The 25,066-nt window shown below is 67.0% G+C and carries 29 protein-coding genes and 1 pseudogene; 24 read left to right on the top strand and 6 right to left on the bottom strand.

Annotated elements, in window-relative coordinates; translation table 11 throughout:
- The first annotated feature begins 46 nt into the window (after positions 1-46).
- From mftG to RVF83_RS00980, 4 genes are all read left to right on the top strand, one after another.
- On the top strand, positions 47-1,363 hold the full coding sequence (gene mftG / locus RVF83_RS00995) for a mycofactocin system GMC family oxidoreductase MftG (RefSeq protein ID WP_039880173.1): 1,317 nt from the start codon (positions 47-49) through the stop codon (positions 1,361-1,363).
- Between the two features lie 145 nt (positions 1,364-1,508).
- On the top strand, positions 1,509-1,940 hold the full coding sequence (locus tag RVF83_RS00990) for a PPOX class F420-dependent oxidoreductase (RefSeq protein ID WP_005196526.1): 432 nt from the start codon (positions 1,509-1,511) through the stop codon (positions 1,938-1,940).
- 88 nt (positions 1,941-2,028) lie between these two features.
- The gene (locus RVF83_RS00985) at positions 2,029-2,637 is read left to right on the top strand and encodes a hypothetical protein (protein ID WP_039880174.1); all 609 of its coding nucleotides are present in this window, start codon (positions 2,029-2,031) and stop codon (positions 2,635-2,637) included.
- 85 nt (positions 2,638-2,722) lie between these two features.
- A complete protein-coding gene (locus RVF83_RS00980; protein ID WP_005196528.1) occupies positions 2,723-3,586 on the top strand; it encodes an LLM class flavin-dependent oxidoreductase in 864 nt (287 codons plus the stop codon).
- Between the two features lie 94 nt (positions 3,587-3,680).
- Here the strand turns inward: RVF83_RS00980 and RVF83_RS00975 are convergent, their stop codons facing one another.
- The 4 genes from RVF83_RS00975 to RVF83_RS00960 all read right to left on the bottom strand — a co-directional run bounded on the left by RVF83_RS00975 (position 3,681) and on the right by RVF83_RS00960 (position 9,879).
- A complete protein-coding gene (locus RVF83_RS00975; protein ID WP_005196529.1) occupies positions 3,681-5,309 on the bottom strand; it encodes an NCS1 family nucleobase:cation symporter-1 in 1,629 nt (542 codons plus the stop codon).
- Between the two features lie 159 nt (positions 5,310-5,468).
- The gene (locus tag RVF83_RS00970) at positions 5,469-6,161 is read right to left on the bottom strand and encodes a GntR family transcriptional regulator (RefSeq protein ID WP_039880175.1); all 693 of its coding nucleotides are present in this window, start codon (positions 6,159-6,161) and stop codon (positions 5,469-5,471) included.
- Positions 6,162-6,169: 8 nt separating this feature from the next.
- Entirely contained in the window at positions 6,170-8,083 is a 1,914-nt protein-coding gene (locus RVF83_RS00965; RefSeq protein ID WP_005196531.1) for a S9 family peptidase, read from the bottom strand.
- Positions 8,080-9,879 carry an N-acetylglutaminylglutamine amidotransferase gene (locus tag RVF83_RS00960; protein ID WP_005196532.1) on the bottom strand — a complete coding sequence of 600 codons (1,800 nt, stop codon included), beginning with the start codon at positions 9,877-9,879 and terminating at the stop codon, positions 8,080-8,082. The genes RVF83_RS00965 and RVF83_RS00960 overlap by 4 nt, the downstream gene beginning before the upstream one ends.
- Positions 9,880-10,162: 283 nt before the next feature.
- Here RVF83_RS00960 and RVF83_RS00955 point away from each other — a divergent pair, with 283 nt between their 5' ends.
- The 5 genes from RVF83_RS00955 to RVF83_RS00935 all read left to right on the top strand — a co-directional run bounded on the left by RVF83_RS00955 (position 10,163) and on the right by RVF83_RS00935 (position 13,056).
- A complete protein-coding gene (locus RVF83_RS00955) occupies positions 10,163-11,401 on the top strand; it encodes a hypothetical protein (RefSeq protein ID WP_376741586.1) in 1,239 nt (412 codons plus the stop codon).
- A 109-nt stretch (positions 11,402-11,510) separates the two neighbouring features.
- Positions 11,511-11,840: a hypothetical protein gene (locus tag RVF83_RS00950; RefSeq protein WP_157226799.1), complete on the top strand. Its 330-nt coding sequence runs from the start codon at positions 11,511-11,513 to the stop codon at positions 11,838-11,840.
- Between the two features lie 3 nt (positions 11,841-11,843).
- Positions 11,844-12,437: a hypothetical protein gene (locus RVF83_RS00945; RefSeq protein ID WP_005194625.1), complete on the top strand. Its 594-nt coding sequence runs from the start codon at positions 11,844-11,846 to the stop codon at positions 12,435-12,437.
- Complete coding sequence (locus RVF83_RS00940; protein WP_341261987.1) at positions 12,356-12,781, top strand: hypothetical protein; 426 nt, start codon at positions 12,356-12,358, stop codon at positions 12,779-12,781. Before RVF83_RS00945 ends, RVF83_RS00940 begins: the two co-directional genes overlap by 82 nt.
- Positions 12,778-13,056, top strand: coding sequence for a hypothetical protein (locus RVF83_RS00935; RefSeq protein WP_005194629.1), 279 nt, complete (start codon positions 12,778-12,780; stop codon positions 13,054-13,056). Before RVF83_RS00940 ends, RVF83_RS00935 begins: the two co-directional genes overlap by 4 nt.
- Here the strand turns inward: RVF83_RS00935 and RVF83_RS00930 are convergent.
- Positions 13,049-13,526 (bottom strand): annotated as a pseudogene (locus RVF83_RS00930) (hotdog fold domain-containing protein). The gene RVF83_RS00935 and the pseudogene RVF83_RS00930 sit on opposite strands and share 8 nt — an antisense overlap.
- Positions 13,527-13,942: 416 nt before the next feature.
- Between RVF83_RS00930 and rpsJ the strand changes: the two are divergent.
- The 15 genes from rpsJ (at position 13,943) to RVF83_RS00855 (ending at position 24,156) form a co-directional block, all read left to right on the top strand.
- Positions 13,943-14,248 carry a 30S ribosomal protein S10 gene (gene rpsJ / locus RVF83_RS00925; protein ID WP_003938093.1) on the top strand — a complete coding sequence of 102 codons (306 nt, stop codon included), beginning with the start codon at positions 13,943-13,945 and terminating at the stop codon, positions 14,246-14,248.
- Between the two features lie 19 nt (positions 14,249-14,267).
- A complete protein-coding gene (gene rplC, locus RVF83_RS00920) occupies positions 14,268-14,924 on the top strand; it encodes a 50S ribosomal protein L3 (RefSeq protein WP_005194633.1) in 657 nt (218 codons plus the stop codon).
- A complete protein-coding gene (gene rplD, locus RVF83_RS00915) occupies positions 14,924-15,613 on the top strand; it encodes a 50S ribosomal protein L4 (RefSeq protein ID WP_005194635.1) in 690 nt (229 codons plus the stop codon). Before rplC ends, rplD begins: the two co-directional genes overlap by 1 nt.
- Before the next feature lies 1 nt (position 15,614).
- Positions 15,615-15,920, top strand: a complete 306-nt coding sequence (gene rplW / locus RVF83_RS00910; protein WP_005194638.1) for a 50S ribosomal protein L23 — start codon at positions 15,615-15,617, stop codon at positions 15,918-15,920.
- 28 nt (positions 15,921-15,948) lie between these two features.
- Positions 15,949-16,785, top strand: a complete 837-nt coding sequence (rplB, locus tag RVF83_RS00905) for a 50S ribosomal protein L2 (protein WP_005194639.1) — start codon at positions 15,949-15,951, stop codon at positions 16,783-16,785.
- A 17-nt stretch (positions 16,786-16,802) separates the two neighbouring features.
- Positions 16,803-17,084, top strand: a complete 282-nt coding sequence (gene rpsS, locus RVF83_RS00900) for a 30S ribosomal protein S19 (protein WP_004020551.1) — start codon at positions 16,803-16,805, stop codon at positions 17,082-17,084.
- Positions 17,084-17,494 carry a 50S ribosomal protein L22 gene (rplV, locus tag RVF83_RS00895; RefSeq protein ID WP_005194644.1) on the top strand — a complete coding sequence of 137 codons (411 nt, stop codon included), beginning with the start codon at positions 17,084-17,086 and terminating at the stop codon, positions 17,492-17,494. Before rpsS ends, rplV begins: the two co-directional genes overlap by 1 nt.
- A 2-nt stretch (positions 17,495-17,496) precedes the next feature.
- Positions 17,497-18,303 (top strand): 30S ribosomal protein S3, encoded by an 807-nt coding sequence (rpsC, locus tag RVF83_RS00890; RefSeq protein WP_004020549.1) that lies wholly within the window; start codon positions 17,497-17,499, stop codon positions 18,301-18,303.
- Positions 18,304-18,306: 3 nt separating this feature from the next.
- Positions 18,307-18,723: a 50S ribosomal protein L16 gene (gene rplP, locus RVF83_RS00885; RefSeq protein ID WP_004020548.1), complete on the top strand. Its 417-nt coding sequence runs from the start codon at positions 18,307-18,309 to the stop codon at positions 18,721-18,723.
- The gene (gene rpmC, locus RVF83_RS00880; protein ID WP_005194647.1) at positions 18,723-18,956 is read left to right on the top strand and encodes a 50S ribosomal protein L29; all 234 of its coding nucleotides are present in this window, start codon (positions 18,723-18,725) and stop codon (positions 18,954-18,956) included. Before rplP ends, rpmC begins: the two co-directional genes overlap by 1 nt.
- Complete coding sequence (gene rpsQ, locus RVF83_RS00875) at positions 18,953-19,243, top strand: 30S ribosomal protein S17 (protein ID WP_005194649.1); 291 nt, start codon at positions 18,953-18,955, stop codon at positions 19,241-19,243. The genes rpmC and rpsQ overlap by 4 nt, the downstream gene beginning before the upstream one ends.
- 200 nt (positions 19,244-19,443) lie before the next feature.
- Complete coding sequence (locus RVF83_RS00870; protein ID WP_341261986.1) at positions 19,444-20,661, top strand: sensor histidine kinase; 1,218 nt, start codon at positions 19,444-19,446, stop codon at positions 20,659-20,661.
- A gap of 547 nt (positions 20,662-21,208) precedes the next feature.
- On the top strand, positions 21,209-21,754 hold the full coding sequence (locus RVF83_RS00865; protein WP_247602510.1) for a hypothetical protein: 546 nt from the start codon (positions 21,209-21,211) through the stop codon (positions 21,752-21,754).
- Positions 21,751-23,001: a sensor histidine kinase gene (locus RVF83_RS00860; protein WP_005194658.1), complete on the top strand. Its 1,251-nt coding sequence runs from the start codon at positions 21,751-21,753 to the stop codon at positions 22,999-23,001. Before RVF83_RS00865 ends, RVF83_RS00860 begins: the two co-directional genes overlap by 4 nt.
- A gap of 411 nt (positions 23,002-23,412) precedes the next feature.
- On the top strand, positions 23,413-24,156 hold the full coding sequence (locus tag RVF83_RS00855) for a hypothetical protein (RefSeq protein WP_341261985.1): 744 nt from the start codon (positions 23,413-23,415) through the stop codon (positions 24,154-24,156).
- Between the two features lie 10 nt (positions 24,157-24,166).
- On the opposite strand, the gene RVF83_RS00850 is transcribed toward RVF83_RS00855, so the two are convergent.
- Positions 24,167-24,571 carry a GNAT family N-acetyltransferase gene (locus RVF83_RS00850; protein WP_005194661.1) on the bottom strand — a complete coding sequence of 135 codons (405 nt, stop codon included), beginning with the start codon at positions 24,569-24,571 and terminating at the stop codon, positions 24,167-24,169.
- Positions 24,572-25,066: the final 495 nt, after the last annotated feature.

Genomic DNA, 25,066 nt, shown 5'->3' with positions numbered 1-25,066 from the left:
TGATGAGCGCGGTGTCGTGAGCGCCGACGACTCGAGCGCCGAGGCGATGAGTGCCGACGTCGTCATCGTCGGTGCGGGGAGCGCCGGTTGCGTCCTCGCGGAGAAGCTGTCGCGGGACACCGGGCGGGACGTCGTGCTGCTCGAGCGGGGCCCCGGGCGGTGGCCGGGCCCCGAGGAGCGAGACCTGCGACGTCTTCCCATCGGCGACCACGCGCCCCACGCGGTCCGGCACACCACCGATCTCGACGGGCTCACCGCCGCGCGGGGGTGTGCGATCGGGGGCTCCTCCGTGGTCAACGGCGGATACTTCCTGCGCTGGCATCCGGATGACTTCGCGGCCTGGCCGGACGGCTGGGGCCTCGACGCGATCGATGCCGCCTACTCCGAGCTCGACGGGGGCGAGGGTGGGGGCACGATGAGTGTCACACCGGTCTCCGACGACGAACTCGGTGATGCCGGAAGGGCTTTCGAACGGTACTGGTCGGCCCGGACGGCAGTTCGGCCGATTCATGACCGCTGGCCGGTGGTCGGCGTGAACCGTGTGCTCGGCAACCGGTCCGGGATGCTGCGCCGGACCGCCGCCGAGGCCTACCTCGCCCAGGCCCTGGGCCGGCCCAATCTCCGCGTCGTGCCCGATTGCGAGGTCCGGCGGCTCCAGGTCTCCGACGGTCGCCGTGTCGCCGGTGTGCACACCGATCGGTTCACCGTCCGAGCCGGCGAGGTGGTCCTGACCGCCGGCACGCTGGGCACCGCCCAGCTGCTGCTCGCCTCGGACCTCGAACCGCTCGACGGGGCGACGTTCCTCGAGGCCGGTGAGCATCGGGGGCTGGCCGTCTCCTACCGCCGAAAGGAACCGGCCGAACCCGGCATGGTGCTGCCGTCCGTGCTGCACACCGACGGCGGTCTCGAGATCCGTTGCTATCGGGATGATTTCGCGACCTACATCGACGGTCTCCCACACAGTGGACCGATGGTCGAGGTGACCGCGATGCACCGTTCGCCGGTGCGGCTCGTCGCCGGCGGCGAACGTGTCCGTCTCGAGTTCGGAGAGCCGTCGGCAGAGGTCACCGCCGCGATGCGGGCGGGTGCCGACGAGATGGTGGAGATGCTGCACTCGTCCGAGTTCGCCGACATCGTGGTGCCCGACAGTGTCTCGGTGGCCACCGTGCCCGGGTTCTCCCAGCACGCGTGGGGCACCATGCCCATGGGAGTGCGCACCGACGCACTCGGTGCGGTCCATGGAACCGAGGGCTTGCGGATCGTCGACGGGTCGATCCTGCCGACGGGAGGCCGTAGCGGGCCGCACGCCACGATCATGATGGTGGCCGCACACATCGGCAACCGACTCTCGGATGGGGGGTGAGCGAGCAATTGTTCGTCCTGGATACCGCGGGACCGCTTCCTTCCCGCGGTGTCTGTTTCCTTCCCGCGGGCGCTATCCGGTAAGCGGTAAAGAATCGGCCACGCGGGAACGTGTACCTTCGGCCGGGAACACCTAGGCTGGATACATGTCTGGAACGTCGCTGTCGGATCCCGCGGTCCGGGGATTCCTGGCCGCCGGTACCAAGACCGGCCACCTCGGATACACCGCCGCCGATGGCAGGCCCCTGGTGGTCCCGGTCTGGTTCGTCGTCGACGGTGACCGGTTGGCCTTCAACACCGGTGCCACCACTGCGAAAGGTCGTGCACTCCTGCGTGATCCGCGCGTGACGATGTCGGTGGACCTGCAGGAGCCCCCGTATGGCTTCGTCCAGGTGCAGGGTCGTGCGCTGGTGACCGAGGACCTCGACGAGGTGCGCCGGATCGCCACGATGTGCGGCGGGCGGTACATGGGTGCCGACCGCGCCCGGGAGTTCGGCGCGCGCAACGGTGTGCCGGGTGAGCTGGGCGTCTGGATCGTACCGAGCAAGGTCATCGCGAGTCTCGATGTCACCGCCTGAGCGGTCGGCACCCCGAATGCCGACGCGGCGTCGTGCCTGGCCCACCGCCCCGTTCGCGCCCACGCTGCCGAAGCAGTGCTGGGGATTCATGGTCGGGTCGGCCCTGTTCGCTCTCGGCTCGGCACCCGGATTCGGCGATCTCGCCGGCGCCGATGTCGTCAACCTGTGTTACTTCGTCGGCGCGTTGTTCTTCACGGGCGCCGGCCTGATCCAGTTGGTGCGTAGCGCATCGCCCGTCGAGCTGGAGGCATCGATGCCGGGGTCGGCAATCCGTGCCGAATGGTTCAGCGCCGCAACCCAAACCGTCGGGACCCTGCTGTTCAACATCTCGACGACGAGCGCCCTGTTCGCCCACACGGTTGCCGGTGAACGCCACCTCGTGTGGTCTCCCGACGCCGGTGGCTCGGTTGCCTTCCTGATCAGCGGCGCGGTCGCCTTCGCCGCGTACTCCCGGTCGACGGGTCACGGTCTCGACTTCGAGGACCGCGACTGGTGGTCGGTGCTGGTGAACTGGGTGGGGTGTGTCGCGTTCGGGGCGTCGGCAGTCGGCGCTTTCGTGAACAAGGACGGTGTGACGGCCGATGCCATCGCCGCCAACGCCGGGACATTCGTGGGCGCGCTCTGCTTTTTCGTGGCATCGGCGATCGTGCTGCCGGGAACCCGGGATCGCTTATCCGCGTCGCACGGGAGAACCTGACGACGCCGGCCGGGATCTGCGTGGGCGCGACCGGTGCCGGGTTCTCCGCCACCAGCACCCGCCGAGCCGAAGTACAGTGTGAGCCGTGCGCCACGGCATCTGCATCCTCCCCGACCTGACCTGGGAACAGTCCCGACCTCGGTGGATTCTCGCCGAGGAGATGGGTTTCGACCATGCCTGGACCTACGACCACCTCGTCTGGGGAGGTCTGCCGGACTCGCTGTGGGCGGGCTGCATGCCGCTGCTTTCGGCGGCCGCCGTGGTCACGAGCACCATCGAACTCGGTGCCTTCGTGGTCTCGCCGAATTTCCGTCACCCGGCGGCGTTTTCGCGCGAGGTCGAGACCCTCGCGGACATCTCCGACGGCCGCTTCCTGCTGGGGTTGGGTGTCGGCGGCACGCCGGACGACGCCGTGCTCGGGCAGTCGGAACTGACCGTCGGGCAGCGGGTCGACCGATTCCAGGAGTTCGTCGGGCTGCTCGACCGGACCTTGAGCGAGGACCACGTCGACGCGGACGGCCGCTACTTCCGCACCCGGGACATGCGACTGGGGCGTGGACCGGTACGTGATCGGGTGCCGTTCCTGCTCGCCGGCAACGGTCCGCGCTCGGTGCGGTTCGCTGCGCGTCACGGCGACGCCTGGGTGACCACCGGCCAGGCGGCGGAAGGTCTCGACGAGTGGTTCGCATCTGTCGGACGGGCCGTCGCGGCCCTCGACGACGAACTGGATCGGCACCCGGGCCGTCGGATCGACCGATACCTCAGCCTCGAGGCCGCACCGCGCAACCCGATCGAGAGCGTCGGCCTGTTCGACGACATGGTCGGCCGCGCAGCCGAACTCGACTTCACCGACGTCATCGTCCCCTGGCCGCGCGACACCGAACCGTACAAGGCGTTGATGGACGTTCTCGAGGCGATCGCGGCCCGCGGGCTCGGTCCGACCCCTTAGACGCGAATCGGGCCGCGCGGGGAGATCGCGCGGCCCGATCGTTCAGCTGTCAACCTTCCCGGGATGTGTTGCGGCCGAGGGCGAATCGGTCACATCAGTTGCCCGGTGCCTCCTCGGTGATGGCACCGGCGACCGCCGGTGCCGGAGCCGGAGCGACGACCGGTTCACCCGCGGCGTCGACCGCGATGTCGGTGGTGGTGTGGGCGGTCGGTGCCGAACCGTGGATCAGGTGGGTGGGAACGAATTTCATGCCGAGCCAGTAGACCGCCATGCCGAGACCGGCGCCGATGAACCAGGTGAAGCTGGCCTGGTAGGCGGTGCCGAAGATGACGACACAGATCGGCAGGATGGAGGCGACGATGGTCGAGCCCACGGCGACCGGGTTCCAGCCGTTGCGGTACCAGTAGGTGCCCTCCGGCTTCATGGTGAACAGGTCGTCGACGACGATCTTCTGCTTCTTGACCAGGTAGAAATCGGCGATCAGGATGCCGAACAGCGGACCGATCACGGCGCCGAGCGTGTCCATCGTGTAGTGGATCGCGGTGGGGTTGTTGAAGAGATTCCACGGGGTGATCAGGACCGAACCGACGGCGGCGATCATTCCGCCGGTGCGCCAGCTGATCTTGGTGGGGGCCACATTCGAGAAGTCGAAGGCGGGGGACACGAAGTTGGCGACGATGTTGATGCCGATCGTGGCGATGGCGAAGGTCAGCACACCGAGCACCGCGGCGGTGGTGTTGTCGATCTTGTCGACGATGTGGACCGGATCGGTGATGATGTTGCCGTCCGCGTCGGTGCCGATCACCGTCACAGCCGCCGAGACGGTACACACGACGAGCAGCGAGAAGAACAGGAAGTTGACCGGCAGGCCCCAGAAGTTGCCCTTCTTCACCTCGCCGAAAGTCTTTCCGTAGCGGGAGAAGTCGCCGAAGTTGAGCATCGGGCCGGAGAAGTAGGAGACCACCAGCGCGAACGCGCTGATCATCATCGTGATAGACGACCATCCGGTGAGACCGTCACCCACCGACAGGTCGAGGCTCACGTTGTCCCAACCCGCCTTTGCGATCAGGTAACCGGCGAGCGCGATCATGACGACATAGACAGCGGGACCGCAGAAGTCGATGAACTTGCGGATGGTGTCCATGCCGTTCCAGAACACGAACGCCTGCAGGATCCACATCAGGAGGAAGCCGGCCCAGCCGAGGACCGACAGTCCCAGGAACCCGTGCTGGTCGACGTCGCCCCACGGTTCGAGACCCGGCCAGAACTTCAGCGCCAGCAGGCCGAAGGCGACCGAGGCGAGGTAGGTCTGGATGCCGTACCAGACGACCGCGATCGCGCCGCGGATGATCGCCGGGATGTTGGCGCCCTTCACGCCGAAGGACACCCGCGTCGTGACCGGGTACGGGACGCCGGCGATCTGCGAGGGCTTGGCGACGAGGTTGCAGAGGATGTTGACGGCCACGATGCCGACCAGGAGGGCGACGAGGACCTGCCAGGCGGCGATGCCCAGCGCGAACAGACTGCCGGCGAAGACGTAGCCGCCGACGCTGTGCACGTCGGACATCCAGAACGCGAAGATGTTGTACCAGGTCCACTTCTGTTCTTTCAGTGGAGCGAGATCGGTGTTGGTGAGCCGGTCGTCATAGCCGGCCTTGATGACGCTCTCGCCCGCGGCGCCGTGATGCGACTGTGCAGCCTCGGCAGGGGTCGGTGTGGACATGTGGTCTCCTGGTTTTGTCTTACAGCGCGAAAACCGCTCTCAGGTGCGGAAATGCTGATGGGACAAAAGTAGGAACGGTTTGTTACCTGGTGATGAACGCGCAAATATATTCCGCTGGGCACATCGACGGGTGCGGTGATTCGACGGTCCTGGGATGGGTCAATCGTGGCGGACGCCGAGGAGATCGGCCGCTTCGACGATCGCGCTCTCGAGTCGCTGGTGGTGCCGGCGTGCGACCTCGAGAACCGCCGGGGTGTCGCGGTCGGCGAAGGCGTCGAGGAGGTCTTCGTGGTCGGTGTTGAGTGCGGCCTGGGTCTCTGAGGTCACCGCCCGCATCATCTGGAAGGGTTCGGTGAGGTTCCAGGTCGCCTCGAACATGTTGAGCAGTCGCGGCATCGCGCACGGGGTGGTGAGGGCGCGGTGGAACTCGCGGGACACATCGTGAAATGCCTTGCCGTCGTTGTACTTCACCGCGACGAGGAGTTCGGCGTGACGGTCCCGGGCGATCTGCAGTGCGGACTCGTCGATGAGCTCGACCGCTCGGGTGAGAGCGGCCTGTTCGAGGGTTCCACGGACGAAGTAGATCTCGCGGAGCTCGTCGGTGGACGGCTGGCTGACGTGGTACCCGGCGTTGGGTCGATGGACGACAAGACCCTCGCCGACGAGGGTCTTCAGCGCTTCGCGCACCGGTATCGGACTGACATGGAAGGCGTCGGCGATCTCGGCGGGCGGGATCTGGGTGCCCGGGGGTGCGCCACCGGACAGGATCAGCCGGCGGAGTTCCTCGAGCACGTTGGCACGCTCGTTGCCGGTGCGGGTGTCCGCCAGCTGCGCGAGCAACCGGTCGGTCATCCGCCGGTTCATCGCATCACCCCGGGTCGCGTCGGGTACCTGGCGATCCACTCGGCGACGGCCTCGGTCAGCCGATGCTGGTTGCTGCGCTTGACGATCTCGTGACCCTCGTCGTCGAACATCAGCATCTCGGCGACCGCGCCGCGGGCCTGTAGTTCGGCGACGATCTGTTGGGACTCGCTGACCGGCACGTTGGTGTCGTGTGCGCCGTGCACCACGAGCAGCGGTGCCCGCATGGCGTCGATGCGGTGGATGGGGGACAGATCGGCGAGCAGTTCGCGGTCCGAGTCGGGATGGCCGTACTTGGTGTAGGCGGCGACGGCGATCCACGGTTCGGTGTTGCGGAAGAACGACTCGAGGTCACTCATGCCGCAGATGGCGATGCCGGCTGCGAACAGGTCGGGGTGGAAGGTGAGGCAGGCCAGGGTCAGGTAGCCGCCGTAGGAACGGCCGGAGCAGTACACCGCGTCCGGATCGGCGATTCCCTGGCGGCACAGGAACTCCGCGCAGTCGGCGGCATCGTCGATACCCGCGTAGCGGCCGTACCGGTCGTCGGCGTGGGAGAACAACCGGCCGTAGCCCGACGAGCCGCGGACGTTGGGGGCGAAGACGGTGATCCCGGCGTCGACGAGGGGACCGAACAGGAACTGGTAGTCGGGCCGCGTCTGGCCCTCGGGTCCGCCGTGGAAGTAGAGCAGCGTCGGGCCGGGCCGCTCGTCGCGGTTCTCCTTCGCGGGTCGGTAGAGAAAGCCGGAGAGCGGCATGCCGTCTCGCGCGAAGAACTCCACGAGCTCGGGGCGGAGAAGACTCGACGGGCCCGCGCCGGGCACTACGTCGTCGCGGACGGGCGTCACCGACCGGTTCGCGACGTCGATCAGGTGGACGAGCGGGGAATGCTGCGGGCTCGACACCGTCACCGACACCACCGAACCAGCTGCGCTGATCGACAGGTCATGGGCAACCTCGCCGGGGAGATCGATCGGCGGGTGCAGCGTCTGGTCGGGCAGCGTCAGGATCTGCAACTGGCTGCGGCCCTTCACATTCCACAAGAGGGCGACGGTGGACTGGTCGTGGCTGACGGCGAACTCGTCGAGCCCGATGTCGACGCGCTGCGCCATCACCCGGAACCGCACGCCGAACTTGCTCACCTCGACGCCGAGGAGACGGGGGAACTTCGCGTCGAAGTCGCTGCGCACCAGGGCCTGGACGCTGTCGAGGTCGCGGGTGGGTTCGTTGGGTGCGGGGACGAAGACCAGTGACGGGTGATCGAAACCCTGGTCGAGGACATACCCCTGGTCGGTGACGGCGCCGGGATCCTGGGGGAGCAGCGGCGTCATCGTGACCTCGTCGTCGGGCGCGTCGGGACGGCGGCGGATCAGCAGCATGTCGTGATAGCCGCGCGGGCCGACACGGACGAGCGTCGCACCCTTCCAGGAATCGATCAGTTCGCTGCCGACGCGCAGGTCGAGGATTTGGGTGGTCTGGGTCCCGGGGTGGACGCGCAACGCATGCGTGGTGCCGTCGTGGTCGATCGCGGTGAGCAGCACCCAGTCGGTGTCCCAGCCGACGAGGCGGACGGTCCCGTAGGACCGGCCGTCCGGCCGGGTGGCCGCGATCCGGTGCGCGGTGTCGTCGTCGGGGTCGGTGGTGACGACCCAGACCTGGTGGTGCTCACCGCCACCGGGCGCCATCTCCACGGCCAGCCACCGGCTGTCGGTGGAGTGCACGATCTTGCGGACCGGGCCGGTGGACCGCAGCTTGACCCATCGCAGGTCACCGACACCGTCCCGGGACAGCGAACGTTGTGCGGCACGCGGATACCCGTTGCCGTCGTCGACGATGTAGGCGAACGCACTCCCGTCGGGGGAGAGTGAGGCGCCGTATGTCTTCCAACCGCGGTCGTCGAAACGCAGGGTGGTCACCGTCGGGCGTTCGCTTCCATCGTCTGGAGCCACATCTCGAGGAGCGCGACCTGCCAGAGCTCGTTGCCGTCGAGGCGCGTGCGGATGCCGTTGGGGTCACCGAAGAGCTTGTCGAGCGCCTCGGGCCGGTAGAGCCCACGGTCGACGGCGGACTGCGACCGGAGGGTGTCGTTGACGAGGTCGAGTACCCCGCCGGTCAGGTGGCGGATGCCGGGCACCGGGAAGTAGCCCTTGGTCCGGTCGATCACCGCCGACGGCAGGAGCGCCCGGCTCGCCTCCTTGAGAACGCCCTTGCCCCCGTGCGCGAGTTTGAGTTCGGCCGGGCACGTGGCGGCGAGTTCGACGAACTCGTGGTCGAGGAAGGGCACGCGGGCCTCGAGCCCCCACGCCATAGTCATCGTGTCGACGCGCTTGACCGGGTCGTCGACGAGCATGACGGTGGTGTCGAGGCGCAGGGCCGCGTCGACCGAGGTGTCGGCCCCCGGTGCCGACTGGTGTGCCTGGGCGAAGGCGAAACTGGGGTCGTAGCCGGCCTCGAGGAGGTACTCGTCGGCAAGGATGCTGCGGATGTCGGCGTCGTCACGGTCGAAGAAGACGTTCGCGTAGGCACGGGTCGTGTCCCGGCGCGGCACGCCGCGCAGCGGCGGATACCAGCTGTAGCCGCCGAGGATCTCGTCGGCGCCCTGTCCGGACTGGACCACCTTGATGGACTTGCTGACCTCCTGCGACAGGAGGTAGAAGGCCACACAGTCGTGACTGACCATCGGCTCGCCCATCGCCGCGACGGTGTCGGGGATGGCGGGCAGCAACCGGTCGGTGCCGATGTGGATCTTGTGATGATCCGTCGCGAAGGTGTCGGCGATCAGATCGGAGTAGGCGTACTCGTCGCCGGATTCGCCCGCGGCCGAGTCGAATCCGATGCTGAAGGTGGCCAGGTCGGTCTGTCCCTGTTCGGCGAGCAATGCCACGACGAGTGACGAGTCGACGCCGCCGGACAGGAGCACGCCGACCGGGACGTCGGCGACCATGCGGCGCTTCACCGAGGTGCGTAGCGAGTCCAGGAGTTCGGCATGCCATCGCTGCTCGTCCCAGTCCGCGCGGTCGGGGTGGGCCTCGAAGCTCGGCTCCCAGTACTTACGCTCGGTGCGCCGACCGTCGGGGTGGATGACCATGACCGTGGCCGGGGGCAGCTTGCGGATGCCGTTGTAGATGGTGTGCGGGGCCGGGACCACCGCGTGGAAGCTGAAATAGTGATGCAGCGCAACACGATCGATCGACGTGTCGACGTCGCCGGCACGGAGCAGCGCCTGCACCGACGAGGCGAAGCGCAGCCGCCCCGGGGTGTCGGCGAGATAGAGGGGCTTGATCCCGAGGCGGTCGCGGCCGAGGGTCACCACGCCGGTGTCGGTGTCGACGATCGCGAAGGCGAACATGCCGATGAAGTGGTCCACGCAGTCGGGCCCCCAGGCGTGGAAGGCCTTCAGGATCACCTCGCTGTCGGCGTGGGAGAAGAAGGAGTAACCCTTCCCCTCGAGTTCGGCCCGCAGCTCGTGATGGTTGTAGATGCAGCCGTTGAAGACGAGCGCCAGTCCCAGGACCGGGTCGATCATCGGCTGGCTGCCCTTCTCGGACAGGTCGATGATCTTCAGGCGCCGATGCCCGAGAGCGACAGACCCTTTCGCGAAGACACCGCTCCCGTCGGGCCCCCGGCGCGTCATCTCGCAGGTCATCGCGTCGACGGTCGACACGTCGGGCACGCTGCCGTCGAAACGGATCTCGCCGCAGATTCCGCACATGATTCCTGTCCTCCTGCTCGGTGCCGCCTGTCGGTCGGTTCCCGGTCGATACCGTCCCTCTTCGATACTGCCGCACTACAAGGCGGACCCCGTGGCCCTGCCTCGCTCCGGGGAGGGGCGGCGTCGACGACGGGGGTCATCTCTCACCCTATGAGCATCGCCGTCGGGTGGCAGGCCGAGACGTCTCGCCGAAATGGGCCGACTCCGGTCAAGCAGTGGCTACGATCGCCGCGAGGCGGCGGGAGGGCCATTGTTCACACAGGTCAAGCATCATGTCGGAACAATCGTCGCTGTGGTTGTGGGCGTCGTGCTCGCGGCGGCGGCGGCGGCCGCCGGCCCGGTGCCGGCCTCGGCAACCCCTCAGGGCTACGCGCCGGGCCCGGGGTGTGCGTGGCAACTGATGTCCAACAGCACCGACCTCAACGTCGCCTTCCCCGATGCCAACGCGACCTACTGGGTCCTGCCGTACGCGCTCGGACCGGGCGACTCGATCCGTTTGTCGGGGACGTTCCCGGCCGCCCGGTACTTCTCGCTCAACACCTATGGCACCGACCTCGACACGGTCGACACGCTGCGTGACAACCAGATCCGGCCCGATGCGGGCAGCGTCAACCCCTTCGCCTCGCCGGCGGTGAGACCGCCCGCGTCGAAACGCGCCTGGCATGCGACGGTCGTGCCCGGTGCCGCCGCCGACTCGCGCAACGAGATCCGCGGACTCCCCGCCGGTGGTCAGAGCGTGCCTGTCGGCTTCCTCATCGTGCGGGTTTACGTGCCCGACGACCCGAACTCCCCGAACGGTGGAGTTCCCCTGCCAAACGTGACCTTCTCGATCGCCGGCCAGAAGATCCCCGTCGCGCCGTGCGCGCAACCGTTCAACCCGCGCAACTACAACGGACCGATCGCACAGACCCTCACCAAGGTCTTCGACGACGCGATCGGCAACGCCGCGTCGGCCTCGCTCCCCGGCAACGCGAAGGAGGCGACCTTCGTGAACCCGGCGAGCACGTCGGGCCTCTTCCCCAACGGCGACAACAAGTACATCGGCTCGCTGCTCAATTATCAGCCCGGCCGCGTCGCAGTGATTCGCGGCAAGGCGCCGAGCTTCCCCGACAGTCGGGCCGGGCAGTCGCCGGCCACCCCGGGGGAACAGCTCCGGTACTGGTCGATGTGTCAGAACGACAAGGTGACGCCCTACCCGGTGGTCGCGTGTGCGGCCGACTACGCGACCCGGATCGACGCCGACGGCTACTACACCTATGTGGTCGCGGCACCGTCGGACCTGACCGCTGCACAGGTGGCCGGCTCCGATCTGACCGTCATCCCGTGGGGCAGCACGACGGTCCCGAAGGTGGTGTTCCTCCGCAACATGTTGCCGTCGGCGGAGTTCTATCCGAACAGCGTGCAGGCGTCGCAGGCGAACAGGAGCGACCCGGCGTCGAGCATGGGGCCTTACTATCCGCGCGCGACCTACTGCTCGGCGGAGACGGTGCGCACCGCCGGATGGCAGGCCTGCTACCGCTGAATACTTGGGGGCGACCCTGGCAATGAACTCTGCGCCGCTCGCACGTGGACCCGACCGGGTTGTGGATGGCCACGGCGACGGGGCGCAGGGGCGGATATGCTCCCCACTCGTGACACAGGGGGACAGAGCAGAGAATGTTGCGGTCGATCTTGGGGAGCTCGCAGCGGCGGCACAGTTGACCGGGGTCTGGACCGAAGACTGCGCAGACCGGTTCAGTACCACCGGCAGACGGATGAACGACAGTCTCAGCGGCTGGGCAGGTACTTCGGGTGCGGCAATGGAAAAGATCACCACCCGCTGGGAGGAAGTCAATCGCCGGCTCGTCGAGCACGTGGGATCCCTCTCAGTCGGATTTCAACTCGCGCACTACGAACTGTCGTCCGCTGATCGCGAAAGTGCCGACCAGATGGAGCGCTCCACACTGCTGAATCTGGACTGACACGTGGTCACTGTTCCGGACATCGACAGGTGGGACCCAGAGCAGGTTCGCGAGGTGTTTCGTCAGACGGAAGAGAACATCCGGAACTGCGACACAATGGTCACGCGGTTCACGAACCTGGCGGTCTTCGAAACCTGGTCCGGGAATTCCGCGGAGGCCGCGGATTCCCGCGTGGCAACGGCGGTGAAGGACTTCAACAACTTCCGAAACGAATCCGCTGTGATTGGTGTGGCCGCTCGGAAGGCTGCGGAGTCCATCGATGAAGTCAAGCGGCGACTGGAAGCAATTCGCGAGGGAGCTCGACATCTGGGGCTGACCGTCACCGAGGCGGGGACGATCGACGGACCCACTCCGTCGCCTTCGGACACCACGTTTCCGCTGTTCGAAGTGCTGGCGTTCTCCTCGAAGAAGGAAGACCTGCAGGAGCAGCTCTCCCAAACGTCCACAACATCCCGCACGACAACGCCGGCGACAGCAGGAGATTCGATGGAAGCGCGGGCGCTGAGGACAGCAGGGTGTCCATCTACATCGACTACGACAATGGCGTTGTCGTCATGCGTCAGAACCCGTCGGTCGAAATACCATCTGGAACTGTGAAGGTCGGCAGCCCCACCCTCGGTGTGGCCCAGGATGGAGAGCGCGTGCAAGTCACCTTCGAAGCGAAGGATCCATTCATGCCCTTCTACGACCAGGAAGTAGGGAAGTGGGCTTCGAGCACGGTGGGGGCCAGCGTGCGAGGAACCCTGGTCGCAGAGCCATACGACGGTGTGGAGCCAAGATTGGAAGGTCAGCTCACCAACTACCCAGCTTGGGAGGTCTACGCCGACTCCGACTCCGGAGTTCCGTCGAAGGTTTACGGACACATGCCGGACCCGACCGACCCGTGGGGACCAGTGAGGCACCTACCGGGGCATCACGACGTGAAGGTGGGCGGCAATTGATCGGACGTTGGTTCCGCCCGTATTCGCTCAGGCTCGCGGTCGTCTGCCTGCCGCTGAGCTACTTGGTCTTCGCTGCGGCCTTCTGGGGATGGACCTACTTTGCCGCGGCCGACACCGCGACGAGAAGCGCCGCCGAGGGACTGGTTGTTGTCTCTGCCTGGTACGGCATGTCCTGCTACGTCTGGGCGCCGCTGCTGTGGTTCCTCGTCTCATTGGTGGGGGTCCTGATCGGGCAGCTGCGAGCGCGGAGACGTCGACTGGACGCCGTTACCTAGGCGTCACCCAGGTGGTGATGTCGCAGTGGACGACCTCGACCCCCTTGGTGTCGACGATGCTCACCGACACTGTGACGTCGGTGCCCTCGGTGATGGTGGCAAGGTCGATCGGCTCGGCGAGACGGGCTTCGGCGGTGAGTCGGGTGGTGGCCTTTGCCAGGTACCGCGTCTCCATCGCCTTCGGGATCCAGCGATGCGACGTCGGGGTCGTCGCCTCCATGAGCACACCCATCGCGGCCTCGGCAAGGTTGCACGCGGCAATCGCGTGGAAGGTGCCGATGTGGTTGTGCACGCCGAACCAGTTGGGGTGCGGTGACCCTGGCGTAACCGGGCTCCATCTCCTGGACGAGAGGGAAGACGGTCCCGAAGTACGGGGCCTTGGCCACCAGGCCGAGTGAGAACAGCACGTTCCCGAGGGCGTTGTCGGGGAGCTTCTTGCGCAGGGCGTAGGTGGAGCTGGTGGAAGACATGCGCGTATATTACTCGCGAGTCAGTTTGCGGTGTGGACCCGAGTCCCCGGGTGTGACGAGGTCGGATTTGAATCGGCACCCGCCTCTGTTGCATACTTGTCGGGTTGCCTTGACCGGCAGACGCACGTCGCACTCTGTGCCGACACCGCCGAAGTGGTCAGGTGAATGACTCCCAGGCCCGGTTGACGGGGAATGGGCGTGTAACGCGTGCGCCGGATCAGGTTCACGGACTCGACACGCCCGACCGCGGGTGCCGGAGCAAACCGGTTCGTTCCAGAGACGAGCCAACGTACAACGACAGATGAACAGCGTCGATTGCCGAATCTCACACGGCGGTCATGTGCTCAGCCGGCGAGAGCCTGCCCTGGTCACGCGGTGTTTGTCTGTCGAGAACAACTGACGGAAGAGGACACAGCGTGGCGGGACAGAAGATCCGCATCAGGCTCAAGGCCTACGACCACGAGGCGATCGACGCTTCGGCGCGCAAGATCGTGGAGACCGTGACCCGTACGGGTGCACGCGTCGTTGGCCCGGTGCCGTTGCCCACCGAGAAGAACGTGTACTGCGTCATCCGTTCGCCGCACAAGTACAAGGACAGCCGCGAACATTTCGAGATGCGTACCCACAAGCGACTCATCGACATCCTCGACCCGACCCCGAAGACGGTCGACGCGCTCATGCGCATCGACCTGCCGGCCAGTGTCGACGTCAACATCCAGTAGGACGGGGGCGAGATAAATCATGAGCAACCAGAGTTCATCCAAGGGCATCCTGGGCACCAAGCTCGGCATGACCCAGGTTTTCGACGAGAACAACCGCGTCGTTCCGGTCACGGTCATCCAGGCCGGCCCGAACGTCATCACCCAGCTCCGTACGCAGGACCGTGACGGCTACACCGCCGTCCAGCTCGCCTACGGTGCCATCGATCCCCGCAAGGTGACCAAGCCGGTCGCCGGCCAGTACGAGAAGGCCGGGGTCACCCCGCGCCGTCACCTGGCCGAGATCCGCGTCAACGACGTCAGCGAGTTCGAGATCGGTCAGGAACTGACCGCCGAGATCTTCGCCGACGGCGCGCTGGTCGACGTCACGGGCACCTCGAAGGGCAAGGGTTTCGCCGGCGTCATGAAGCGCCACGGCTTCGCCGGTCTGGGCGCCAGCCACGGCGCTCACCGCGTGCACCGCGCACCGGGCTCGATCGGTGGCTGCGCCACCCCGGGTCGCGTGTTCAAGGGCATGCGCATGGCCGGTCGTATGGGTAACGACAAGGTGACCACGCAGAACCTCACCGTCCACAAGGTGGACGCCGAGGCCGGCCTGCTGCTGATCAAGGGAGCGATCCCGGGTCGCAAGGGCGGCATCGTGGTGGTCCGCGACGCAGTGAAGGGTGGTGCGAAGTAGTGAGCACCGAGACCACGACCAAGTTGACGCTGGACGTCAAGACCGCCGACGGCAAGACCAACGGAACCGTTGACCTGCCGGCCGCGCTCTTCGACGCTCCCGCCAACATCGCGCTGATGCACCAGGTCGTCGTGGCCCAGCAGGCCGCGGCTCGCCAGGGCACGCACTCGACCAAGACCCGCGGCGAGGTCCGTGGCGGTGGCGCCAAGCCGTACCGCCAGAAGGGCACCGGCCGTGCGCGTCAGGGTTCGACCCGTGCACCGCAGTTCACCGGCGGCGGCACCGTCCACGGCCCGCAGCCGCGTGACTACAGCCAGCGCACCCCCAAGAAGATGAAGGCCGCCGCCCTGCGCGGTGCCCTGAGCGACCGCGCTCGCAACGAGCGCATTCACGTGATCACCGAACTGGTTGCGGGGCAGGCCCCCTCGACCAAGGCGGCTCGCGAGTTCCTGGAGAGCCTCTCCGATCGTCGCAAGTTCCTGGTCGTTCTCGGCCGCGAGGACCTGACGGCGTGGAAGAGCGTGGCGAACCTGGACAACGTGCTCCCGATCGCTCCCGACCAGCTCAACACCTACGACGTCCTGGATTCGGACGAAGTCGTGTTCAGCGTCGAGACGCTCAATGCCTTCATCGAGCAGAACACGGCGGATGCCAAGGCTGCCGTCGAGAAGACAGCAGAGGAGGCCTGACATGACGACCGTTGCCGATCCGCGCGACATCATCCTGGCGCCCGTGATCTCCGAGAAGTCCTACGGACTCATGGAGGACAACGTGTACACCTTCCTGGTGCACCCGGAGTCCAACAAGACCGAGATCAAGATCGCGATCGAGAAGATCTTCGGTGTGAAGGTTGCCAGCGTCAACACCGCGAACCGACAGGGCAAGCGCAAGCGGACCCGCTCCGGCTACGGCCAGCGCAAGTCCACCAAGCGCGCCATCGTGTCGCTGACCGCAGACAGCAAGCCCATCGAGATCTTCGGAGGCTCGGTCAGCTGACCGGGGCTTCAGAGAAGGACTGAGACTCATGGCTATTCGTAAGTACAAGCCGACGACCCCGGGTCGTCGCGGGGCCAGCGGCTCCGACTTCGCCGAGGTCACCCGTGACCATCCGGAGAAGTCGCTGGTGCGTCCGCTCCACGGGCGCGGTGGCCGAAACGCTCACGGCCGCATCACCACTCGTCACAAGGGTGGCGGCCACAAGCGTGCCTACCGTCTGATCGACTTCCGTCGTAACGACAAGGACGGCATCAACGCCAAGGTCGCTCACATCGAGTACGACCCCAACCGCACCGCGCGCATCGCGCTGCTGCACTACGTCGACGGCGAGAAGCGCTACATCATCGCGCCGAAGAACCTGAAGCAGGGCGACATCGTCGAGAGCGGTCCGGCCGCCGACATCAAGCCCGGCAACAACCTGCCGCTGCGCAACATCCCGACCGGTACCCAGGTCCACGCTGTGGAGCTGCGCCCGGGCGGTGGCGCCAAGATGGCACGTAGCGCCGGCGCGTCGATCCAGCTGCTCGGTAAGGAAGGCGCCTACGCCACGCTGCGTATGCCTTCCGGCGAGATCCGCCGTGTCGACGTGCGCTGCCGCGCAACCGTCGGCGAGGTGGGCAACGCCGAGCAGAGCAACATCAACTGGGGCAAGGCCGGCCGTATGCGCTGGAAGGGCAAGCGCCCGACCGTCCGCGGTGTCGTCATGAACCCGGTTGACCACCCGCATGGTGGTGGTGAGGGCAAGACCTCCGGTGGTCGCCACCCGGTCTCGCCGTGGGGTAAGCCCGAGGGCCGCACCCGCAAGAACAAGGCCAGCGACAAGCTGATCGTCCGTCGCCGTCGCACCGGCAAGAACAAGCGATAACAGGAGGAGGTAAGAGAATGCCACGCAGCCTCAAGAAGGGCCCGTTCGTCGACGACCACCTCCTGAAGAAGGTGGACGTTCAGAACGAAAAGGGAACCAAGCAGGTCATCAAGACCTGGTCCCGCCGTTCGACCATCATTCCCGACTTCATCGGTCACACCTTTGCCGTCCACGACGGACGCAAGCATGTGCCGGTGTTCATCTCGGACTCGATGGTCGGTCACAAGCTGGGCGAGTTCGCCCCCACCCGCACCTTCAAGGGTCACATCAAGGATGACCGGAAAGCGAAGCGCCGCTGATGACTACGCAGACCGATAATCCGACCGCCAAGGCCACCGCGAAGTTCGTTCGCGTCACGCCGATGAAGGCCCGCCGCGTGCTGGACCTCATCCGCGGGAAGAACGTGGACGAGGCCCTGGACATCCTGCGGTTCGCCCCGCAGTCGGCGTCCGAGCCCGTGTACAAGGTGCTGGCCAGCGCTGTCGCCAACGCAGAGAACAACTTGGATCTGGATCGCCGGACCCTGGTCGTCGCCACCGCGTTCGCCGACGAGGGCCCGACCCTCAAGCGCTTCCAGCCGCGTGCCCAGGGCCGCGCATTCCGTATCCGCAAGCGCACCAGCCACATCACCGTGGTCGTGGAGAGCCTGCCGGAGAAGGCAGCCGGCGGCCGTGGCCGTTCGCGTCAGCCGAAGAAGAAGGGAGCCTAGTAGTGGGCCAGAAAATCAACCCGCACGGCTTCCGTCTGGGCATCACCACCGACTGGAAGTCGCGGTGGTACGCCGACAAGCAGTACGCGGACTACGTCAAGGAAGATGTCGCGATCCGCAAGCTCCTCTCGACGGGGCTCGAGCGCGCCGGCATCGCGAAGGTGGAGATCGAGCGCACCCGTGACCGGGTTCGCGTCGACATCCACACCGCGCGACCGGGCATCGTCATCGGTCGCCGTGGCGCCGAGGCCGATCGCATCCGCGGCGACCTGGAGAAGCTGACCGGTAAGCAGGTCCAGCTGAACATCCTCGAGGTCAAGAACGCAGAGTCCGAGGCCCAGCTGGTGGCCCAGGGCGTCGCCGAGCAGCTGAGCAACCGTGTGGCGTTCCGCCGCGCGATGCGCAAGGCGATCCAGTCGGCGATGCGTCAGCCGAACGTGAAGGGCATCCGGGTCCAGTGCTCGGGTCGTCTGGGCGGCGCTGAGATGAGCCGCAGTGAGTTCTACCGCGAGGGACGCGTGCCGCTGCACACGCTGCGCGCCGACATCGACTACGGACTCTACGAAGCCAAGACCACCTTCGGCCGTATCGGCGTGAAGGTGTGGATCTACAAGGGCGACATCGTCGGTGGACGTCGCGAGCTGGCTGCGGCCGCTCCGGCAGCCGAGGATCGCCGTCCGCGCCGGCCCAGCCGGCCCCGGCGTAGCGGTGCCTCGGGCACCACTGCGACGAGCACCGACGCCGCTCGCGCGGCCGAGGCCGCTCCTGCCGAGGCCACTGCTGGTGCGGCTGAGAAGCAGGAGGGCTAGGCCATGTTGATCCCACGTCGGGTCAAGCACCGCAAGCAGCATCACCCCAGCCTCAAGGGGCAGGCCAAGGGCGGCACCAAGGTGACGTTCGGCGATTACGGCATCCAGGCTCTGGAAGGCGCGTACATCACCAACCGTCAGATCGAGTCCGCTCGTATCGCGATCAACCGGCACATCAAGCGTGGCGGCAAGGTCTGGATCAACATCTTCCCGGACCGCCCGCTCACCAAGAAGCCGGCCGAAACCCGCATGGGTTCGGGTAAGGGTTCGCCCGAGTGGTGGGTCGCCCCGGTCAAGCCGGGTCGCGTGCTGTTCGAGATGACCTACCCGAATGAGGAGATCGCTCGCGAGGCCCTGCGCCGCGCACAGCACAAGCTCCCCATCAAGACCCGGATCGTGACACGAGAGGAGCAGTTCTGATGTCTCTCGGAGTTGCTGCGAACGAGCTGCGCGAGCTCAACGACGCCGATCTGGTCGACCGCCTGAAGGAGTCGAAGGAAGAGCTCTTCAACCTTCGTTTCCAGATGGCCACCGGCCAGCTCGACAACAACCGCCGTCTGCGCACCGTGCGTCGCGAGATCGCACGTATCTACACCGTCATGCGTGAGCGTGAGCTGGGCCTGGCGTCGGGACCGGAAGGTGAAGACGCATGAGTGAGGACCAGAAAGTGACCGAAAACCAGGCTGCCGAGCGTAACCGCCGCAAGGAGCGGATCGGCTACGTGGTCAGCGACAAGATGCAGAAGACCATCGTGGTCGAGCTGGAAGATCGTAAGAGCCACCCGCTCTACAAGAAGATCATCCGGACCACGAGCAAGGTCAAGGCACACGACGAGAACGGCGATGCCGGCGTCGGTGACCGCGTGCGGATCATGGAGACCCGCCCGCTGTCGGCGACCAAGCACTGGCGTCTGGTCGAGGTGCTGGAGAAGGCCAAGTAAGCCGACTCCCAGCGAGATCGACACCCGAACGGCCCGTTCCCCTCTCGAGGGGGACGGGCCGTTCGGCGTGCCGGGTGAGTACGCCGGTCCCGTTGGTTCCCCCGATGGATTGACCGCGTCACCGGTGGGTGTGAGGGTTGACCTGATGGCCGCGACCGATGCATCTCTGACCGACAGAACGATGGAACATCCGGCTTGGGGTGCGTCGAGTTTTCGAATCCGACTCGGCCGAGCCGGATCTCGACCATGTCCGCCGGATCGGCGCGCGATTTCTCGGTCTCGGCTTCATCGGTTATCCGATCGTCTCGTTCGCGGCGATCGCCTCCGCGGCGACGGTGACCGCCTCCTGGTGGGTACCGCTGAGCGTCATCCTGTCCGTCGGGCCCGGGATCCTTTTGATCATCTCCAGCTTTCGCCGGGGCGTTTCCTGGCTCGCTCCGCTGGCGCTGGCCACCTGGGGTGGCTATCTGTTGGGCATCGCGCTGTGGTTCCCGGCCTGGACCGGAGCCGCCATCGCCGACACGGAGGGCGTGGCGCAGTGGATGATCGCGTTCTGCGGGATGCCGAGCATGGTGCTGATGCTCGTCAATGCCAGGCTCGGTGCGATCAGTCTCGTCGTGTCGTCCGTCGCTTCGCATGTCTCGCAACAACTCGGGCGGTTCGGAGAGGTCACCACGGATCTCGTGTTCGAGATCGTGTGGTCGGTCGTGTTCACCGCGGTCTTCCTCGCGGTTGTTCTCGTGGCCACCCGCACCGGGCGGCGCCTGGACGAGACCCGTGAAGAGACCTACCGGAACGCGGCGAAGGTCGCCGCGGAGGCGGCCCGCGAGGTCGAGAAGGCGCGCTTCGACGCCATCGTCCACGACCGGGTGATCGCGTCCCTGCTCGCAGTCGGGCCGGGCACACCCGATCACCGTCTCGCCGCACAGGCACGCTCCGCGCTCGAGGAACTGGTCCGCGTGCCGGTCGCCGGCGACGCCGAAGCGGTGTCACGAGCCGAGACCCTTCGCCGGATCAGATCGGCGGCAGCCGACGTCTCCGAGCGATTCGAGGTCCAGATCCTCGGCGCGGCGACAGACTCCGACGGTACGAGGGTGGCTCGGTGGGACCACGTCGACTATCCCGTGGAGGCTGTGCAGGCGGTTGTCGAGGCGATGTCGGAGGCGCTGCGCAACGTCGTCCGGCATGCCGGGCCCGATGCCGAGTGCGCGGTGATCGTGCAGCTCGCGCCGGAGGTGCTGAGCATGGCGGTCGTCGACAACGGCACCGGCTTCGACCCGGACTCGGTGGGCCCCGGCCGGGTCGGGATCGCGGTCAGCATCCGCGGCCGGATGTCACGACTGCCCGGCGGCCACGCGCAGGTGAACAGTCGCCCGCGCCGCGGCACCACCGTCCAGATCGGATGGGAACGTCCGTGATCGGGAACTGCGAACACGGCCGGGACGTCGAGCGGGGCGCGGTCGACAACGCCTTCGGTATCGGCTCCCGCCCGCTCTGGGTGACCATGGCGATGTTCGGCTGCGGATATCTCGCCGTCACGTTGTACGCCAACGCCGACGTCACGGGGGTCTGGCAGTGGGTCGGGATCATCGCAGGGTTCCTGTTCTTCGCCGCCGGCGGATTCCTCATCCTCGATGCACCGGGCGACCCGTTGCCCATGCCGACCACGGTGGTGATCGCCGTCCTGGCGGTCGCCGGGGTGACAGCCTCCCTGTTCTCGCTGCCGTTCCCGTTGACGCACGCCATGCAGACCGGCCCGTCCATGGGTGCGTCGGTGGTCATCCTCGCCTTCGTCGCGGTGCGCGGCCGCCCACTGGCAGCGTGGAGCGCGAGCATCGTGATCTCGCTGATAGCGACCGAATGGGGGCATCTGGCGCTCGGGGACGCGATGTGGGGTCTGGCGGTGACACTGCCCGGTTACGCCATCATGATCATGGGTTCGTTGTTTCACTCATGCTGCGGCCGATGGCCCGGCAGCTGTACGGACTGCGAGAAGCCAACGAACGTCAGGCGGCGCGAGACGCCGCGGCGGCCGCGGCGGCCGAGGTTCGCAGCCGGCGCCTGGCAGCGCTCGACGAACGCGCCCGGCCGATCCTCACCCGCATCGCCGACCGGCAGGAGTTCAGCGCCGAGGAGGTGGCCGTCGCCCGCCTCATCGAGGCGCAACTCCGTGATGGCATCCGTGCAACGGATCTCGATGTGCCGGAGGTCCGGGACGCTGCCTGGCGTGCCCGGCAGCGGGGCGTGAAGGTGGTGCTGCTCGACGACGGCGGCCTGTCCGTCCTTGCCGAAGATGAAGCCGCACGGACCCGTGACCGGCTCGGTGCGGCGGTCGCCGAACTCCTCGCCGATGCCGAGAGCGGTCGCGTGACCGTCCGCATCCATCCACCGGGTCGGAACACCCTGGCGTCGGTGGGTGTCGACACCGATGACCAGGTCCAACTGGTCGAGTTCACGGCTGCGGAAGCGGATCGCCAGGAGGCTTCGGCAGACCGGCGGTTGTCCAGATGAGCACGACGACACGGTCCCACAGCACCGTGGGCGAGGTGCGCGCGGAGCGTGTCGTCGATCGTGTTCGCCGAGGCCTGGGGCGCGGTATCCGCGAGGATTCGTCCGATCTCGACCGTCAGAAGCGAATCGGGTGCAGGTTCGTCGGAAGCGGACTCCTCGCCTTCTGCGCCGTGATGGTCCCGGTCGCGATGATGCGGGCCGACCTCGCGGCGTCCTGGTGGACGCCGGTGAGCCTTCTGCTGGTCGTCGTGCCCGCCGCCTTGTTGGTCGCCTCGACCTTCCTGACCGTTCCGCGGGCCCTCCTGGGGCTGGTCTGTGCCTGCGCACTGGGCTATCTCGCGGCGACGCTTCTGTGGTTTCCGGCCTGGCTCGGCGAACCGGACGAGGAGGCCCGCTGGGCGGTGTGGCTGTTGCAGTTCCCGTCGGTGCCGAGCTTCGGACTCGTCGTGATGTTGCGGACCGGCCTGGCCGTGACGAACCTCGTCGTCGCCACCTTCGCCGTCCACGCTGCCAATCAGATCGCGCGCTACGGAGAACTCCGTCCCGTCGAATTGCTGAGTGTGCCGCTGTCCGCGGCGCTTGCCGGGGTGTTCCTGGCCGTGGCTCTCGCCGCGGTGCGCAACGTGCGCGCCCTCGATGCGCGGCACCCCGCCGTCCTCGCGATGACAGCGCGGGCCGCTGCCGGCGCGGCGCAGGAGGCGGAGCGTTCCCGGTTCGCCGCGCTGATCCACGACCACGTGATCGCCACTCTCCTGGCCGTTCGGGAGGGACCGCCGGACCCGCGGCTCGCGGAGCAGGCGGCGTCGGCGATCGACGAACTCGACCGCAGCACCGTACCGCCGTCGGAGGTCACGGCTCGGAGGTTCGCCTCGCGGATAGAGGAGACCGTCGCCTCGACGAGCGGGCTCGCGTCGTGCGCGCACGTCATCTCGTCACCCGCGGCGAGCTACCCGGCGCAGGTCGTCAAGAACATGGTCGACTGTGTGGCCGAGGCGACCCGGAACTGTGTGCGGCATGCGGGTCCGGACGCGCGCTGCGCGGTCACCGCCGAGTTCGGAGACGGCTTCGCGAGGGTGACCGTGACCGACGACGGCGTGGGATTCGACCCCGACGTCGTGGATCCGCGGCGATTCGGCATCGCGGTCGGCATCCGCGCGCGGATGGCCGGTCTGCCGGGCGGCGGCGCGGAGGTCGAGAGCGCGCCGGGTCAGGGCACGGTCGTCACCGTCGAATGGAGGCGGCCGTGATCTCGCACCCGGTGCCCGAGGAAGCGATCGACCTCGACGAGACGACCGGTAATCTGTTCGGGCTCGGTTCGCCGCTGCTCGTTCGAGCACTCGTCATCTTCGCGGTGATCTACGTGGCCGTGACCATCGGCGCCGGTTGGCAGATCCGATCGGTGGGCACCTGGGGCGCGCTGACGACGGGTTTCGCCCTGTTCGTGGTGGCCACGTCTCTGCTCATGCGCTACGGCCGGACGACGCTGCCGTGGGGCACTGCCGCGGTGGTGACCGTCCTGACCGTCGCCGGACTCGCGACGTCGTTCTGGACCCTCTCGCTCGACACGTACCTGACCCTTCAGACCACCCCCGCGAGCTCGGCGTTGACGATCATCCTGGCCATGGTGGTGCTGTACCGGCGACCGCTGTTCGCCTGGGGTGGGGGCGTTCTGCGCCACGGGTCTGGCTGCGGTCGGTGGAGAGATCATCGGCATCGGCTACGCGATCGGGGCCGGCAACACCCTGTTCTGTTATCCCGTCCTGGTGCTGGCAACACTGTTCGGGCTCATGGCGATCCCGATGCCCGACCGCCTCCGCAGCCTTCGGGAGCAGGCGTTCGCGCAGGCGGCGGAGGAGGCCGCGACGGCGGCGTCGGCCGACGAACGGAGAAGGCAGCTCGAGCGTCTCGACGCGGGCGCACGCCCGATCCTGGAGCAGATCGCCGGCGGACACGAATTCGGCCCGGAGGAGGCGCGCGACGTACGCCTGACGGAGGCGCAGCTCCGCGACACCATCCGCGCACCCGGCTGGGACGCGCCCGAGGTGGGTGAGGCGGTATGGGCAGTACGCCGACTCGGTATCTCCGTGCGATTGCTCGACGACGGCGCCCTCGACGACTACGCGTCAGACGACCTCGCCGACGAATCCACGCCCGGGAGCCTCGCACGTCGGATGCTCGTCGAGGAGTTGACCGCTGTCGCGGCGACATCTGCGGACCACGGCAGTGTCACCGCCCGCATCCTGCCGGCGGGACGGGACGTGCTCGCGTCGATCGTGGTCGACGTCGGCCTGCGCATGCGCCGGGTGGAAGTCCAGCGGGATGGCAGTGTCAGCGTCGACAGCACTCCCGCGGGTGATGTGGGCACCTCGGGGACCGCCACGGGCCCGGTCGCCCCGGCCTGAGGGCGACCCCTCAGGTCTGCTGACCTCGCAGCCAGGTCAGGACGTCGCGAGTGACCGGTCGCGTGGCACCGGCGTACTCCGGATGCTTTTTCAGGAAGGCCCCGACGAGGGGGCAAACCCCCACGATGACGAGCCCGCGCGACCGTGCGTCGTCGAGCGCTTCGCGAACCAGGATCGTCGCAAGTCCCCGGCCGCCGAATTCTTCGGCTACCTCCGTGTGGAAGAAGACCCGCTCGGTGTCCGTGCCCGAACCGTCGGCGCGGTCCCGATACTCTGCGAAACCCGCGACGACACCGTCGGTGGTGCCGTCGACGGTGATCTCGTAGCGCCGGGCCGAGGTGTTGTCGCGCACCGACGTCGGCGCACCGGTCTTGTCGGTGGTCGACTTGTCTGCGTTGGCCGTCTCCTGGGTCACGGTGTGAGTCTGCCATGGCTGTCCGGAGGCCGGGCGCCGCTGCACTGCCCCGGCGGGTGAGGTCGAAGTTGGACTTGCATGAAAATGCGCGGTTACTCCGTGAGGAGTTAGGTTCGATATGCCGAATGCGTTCCGGCATGGTAGACAACGGGGGGTTAGTAAGCGATGGTAATTAACTAGGCTAGTCTTCCATCTGCCTTGGGCAGCACGTGTCGCGTATTCGTGGATCCATGATGTGGCCTGCCCTTCTGGTGATCATGCAGACCCCTGTTCCAACCAGAACGTGAAAGGATGTTCTCCGTTATGCCGCGAGGTGCTGCGACACTTTCTGCCCTAGATGCATTGCTCGCACATACGCGGTCGATAAACCGGCTCTTCCTGATTGACGGTGCGTGGAACAGGTTCTTGCGACCACAAGATGTAGGGGTGAGCAAGATCGCGGGGTGATGGGCGGTGTCGCTGGAGGTATAGGCGGGTCCTGCGGTGTGAGGATGA

The organism is Gordonia rubripertincta (assembly GCF_038024875.1).
Classification (GTDB): Bacteria; Actinomycetota; Actinomycetes; order Mycobacteriales; family Mycobacteriaceae; genus Gordonia; species Gordonia rubripertincta.
Note: the sequence above shows the minus strand (reverse complement) of the source record. Positions and strands in the feature narration are given on the sequence as shown.

What these genes read in the sequence shown, in the direction of transcription:
- mftG (WP_039880173.1), top strand. Translation starts at nt 47, where the DNA reads ATGAGTGCCGACGTCGTCATCGTCGGTGCGGGGAGCGCCGGTTGCGTC.
- RVF83_RS00990 (WP_005196526.1), top strand. Translation starts at nt 1,509, where the DNA reads ATGTCTGGAACGTCGCTGTCGGATCCCGCGGTCCGGGGATTCCTGGCC.
- RVF83_RS00985 (WP_039880174.1), top strand. Translation starts at nt 2,029, where the DNA reads ATGGTCGGGTCGGCCCTGTTCGCTCTCGGCTCGGCACCCGGATTCGGC.
- RVF83_RS00975 (WP_005196529.1), bottom strand. Translation starts at nt 5,309, where the DNA reads ATGTCCACACCGACCCCTGCCGAGGCTGCACAGTCGCATCACGGCGCC.
- RVF83_RS00970 (WP_039880175.1), bottom strand. Translation starts at nt 6,161, where the DNA reads ATGACCGACCGGTTGCTCGCGCAGCTGGCGGACACCCGCACCGGCAAC.
- RVF83_RS00960 (WP_005196532.1), bottom strand. Translation starts at nt 9,879, where the DNA reads ATGTGCGGAATCTGCGGCGAGATCCGTTTCGACGGCAGCGTGCCCGAC.
- rplC (WP_005194633.1), top strand. Translation starts at nt 14,268, where the DNA reads ATGAGCAACCAGAGTTCATCCAAGGGCATCCTGGGCACCAAGCTCGGC.
- rplW (WP_005194638.1), top strand. Translation starts at nt 15,615, where the DNA reads ATGACGACCGTTGCCGATCCGCGCGACATCATCCTGGCGCCCGTGATC.
- rplB (WP_005194639.1), top strand. Translation starts at nt 15,949, where the DNA reads ATGGCTATTCGTAAGTACAAGCCGACGACCCCGGGTCGTCGCGGGGCC.
- rpsS (WP_004020551.1), top strand. Translation starts at nt 16,803, where the DNA reads ATGCCACGCAGCCTCAAGAAGGGCCCGTTCGTCGACGACCACCTCCTG.
- rplV (WP_005194644.1), top strand. Translation starts at nt 17,084, where the DNA reads ATGACTACGCAGACCGATAATCCGACCGCCAAGGCCACCGCGAAGTTC.
- rplP (WP_004020548.1), top strand. Translation starts at nt 18,307, where the DNA reads ATGTTGATCCCACGTCGGGTCAAGCACCGCAAGCAGCATCACCCCAGC.
- rpmC (WP_005194647.1), top strand. Translation starts at nt 18,723, where the DNA reads ATGTCTCTCGGAGTTGCTGCGAACGAGCTGCGCGAGCTCAACGACGCC.
- rpsQ (WP_005194649.1), top strand. Translation starts at nt 18,953, where the DNA reads ATGAGTGAGGACCAGAAAGTGACCGAAAACCAGGCTGCCGAGCGTAAC.
- RVF83_RS00865 (WP_247602510.1), top strand. Translation starts at nt 21,209, where the DNA reads ATGGCCCGGCAGCTGTACGGACTGCGAGAAGCCAACGAACGTCAGGCG.
- RVF83_RS00860 (WP_005194658.1), top strand. Translation starts at nt 21,751, where the DNA reads ATGAGCACGACGACACGGTCCCACAGCACCGTGGGCGAGGTGCGCGCG.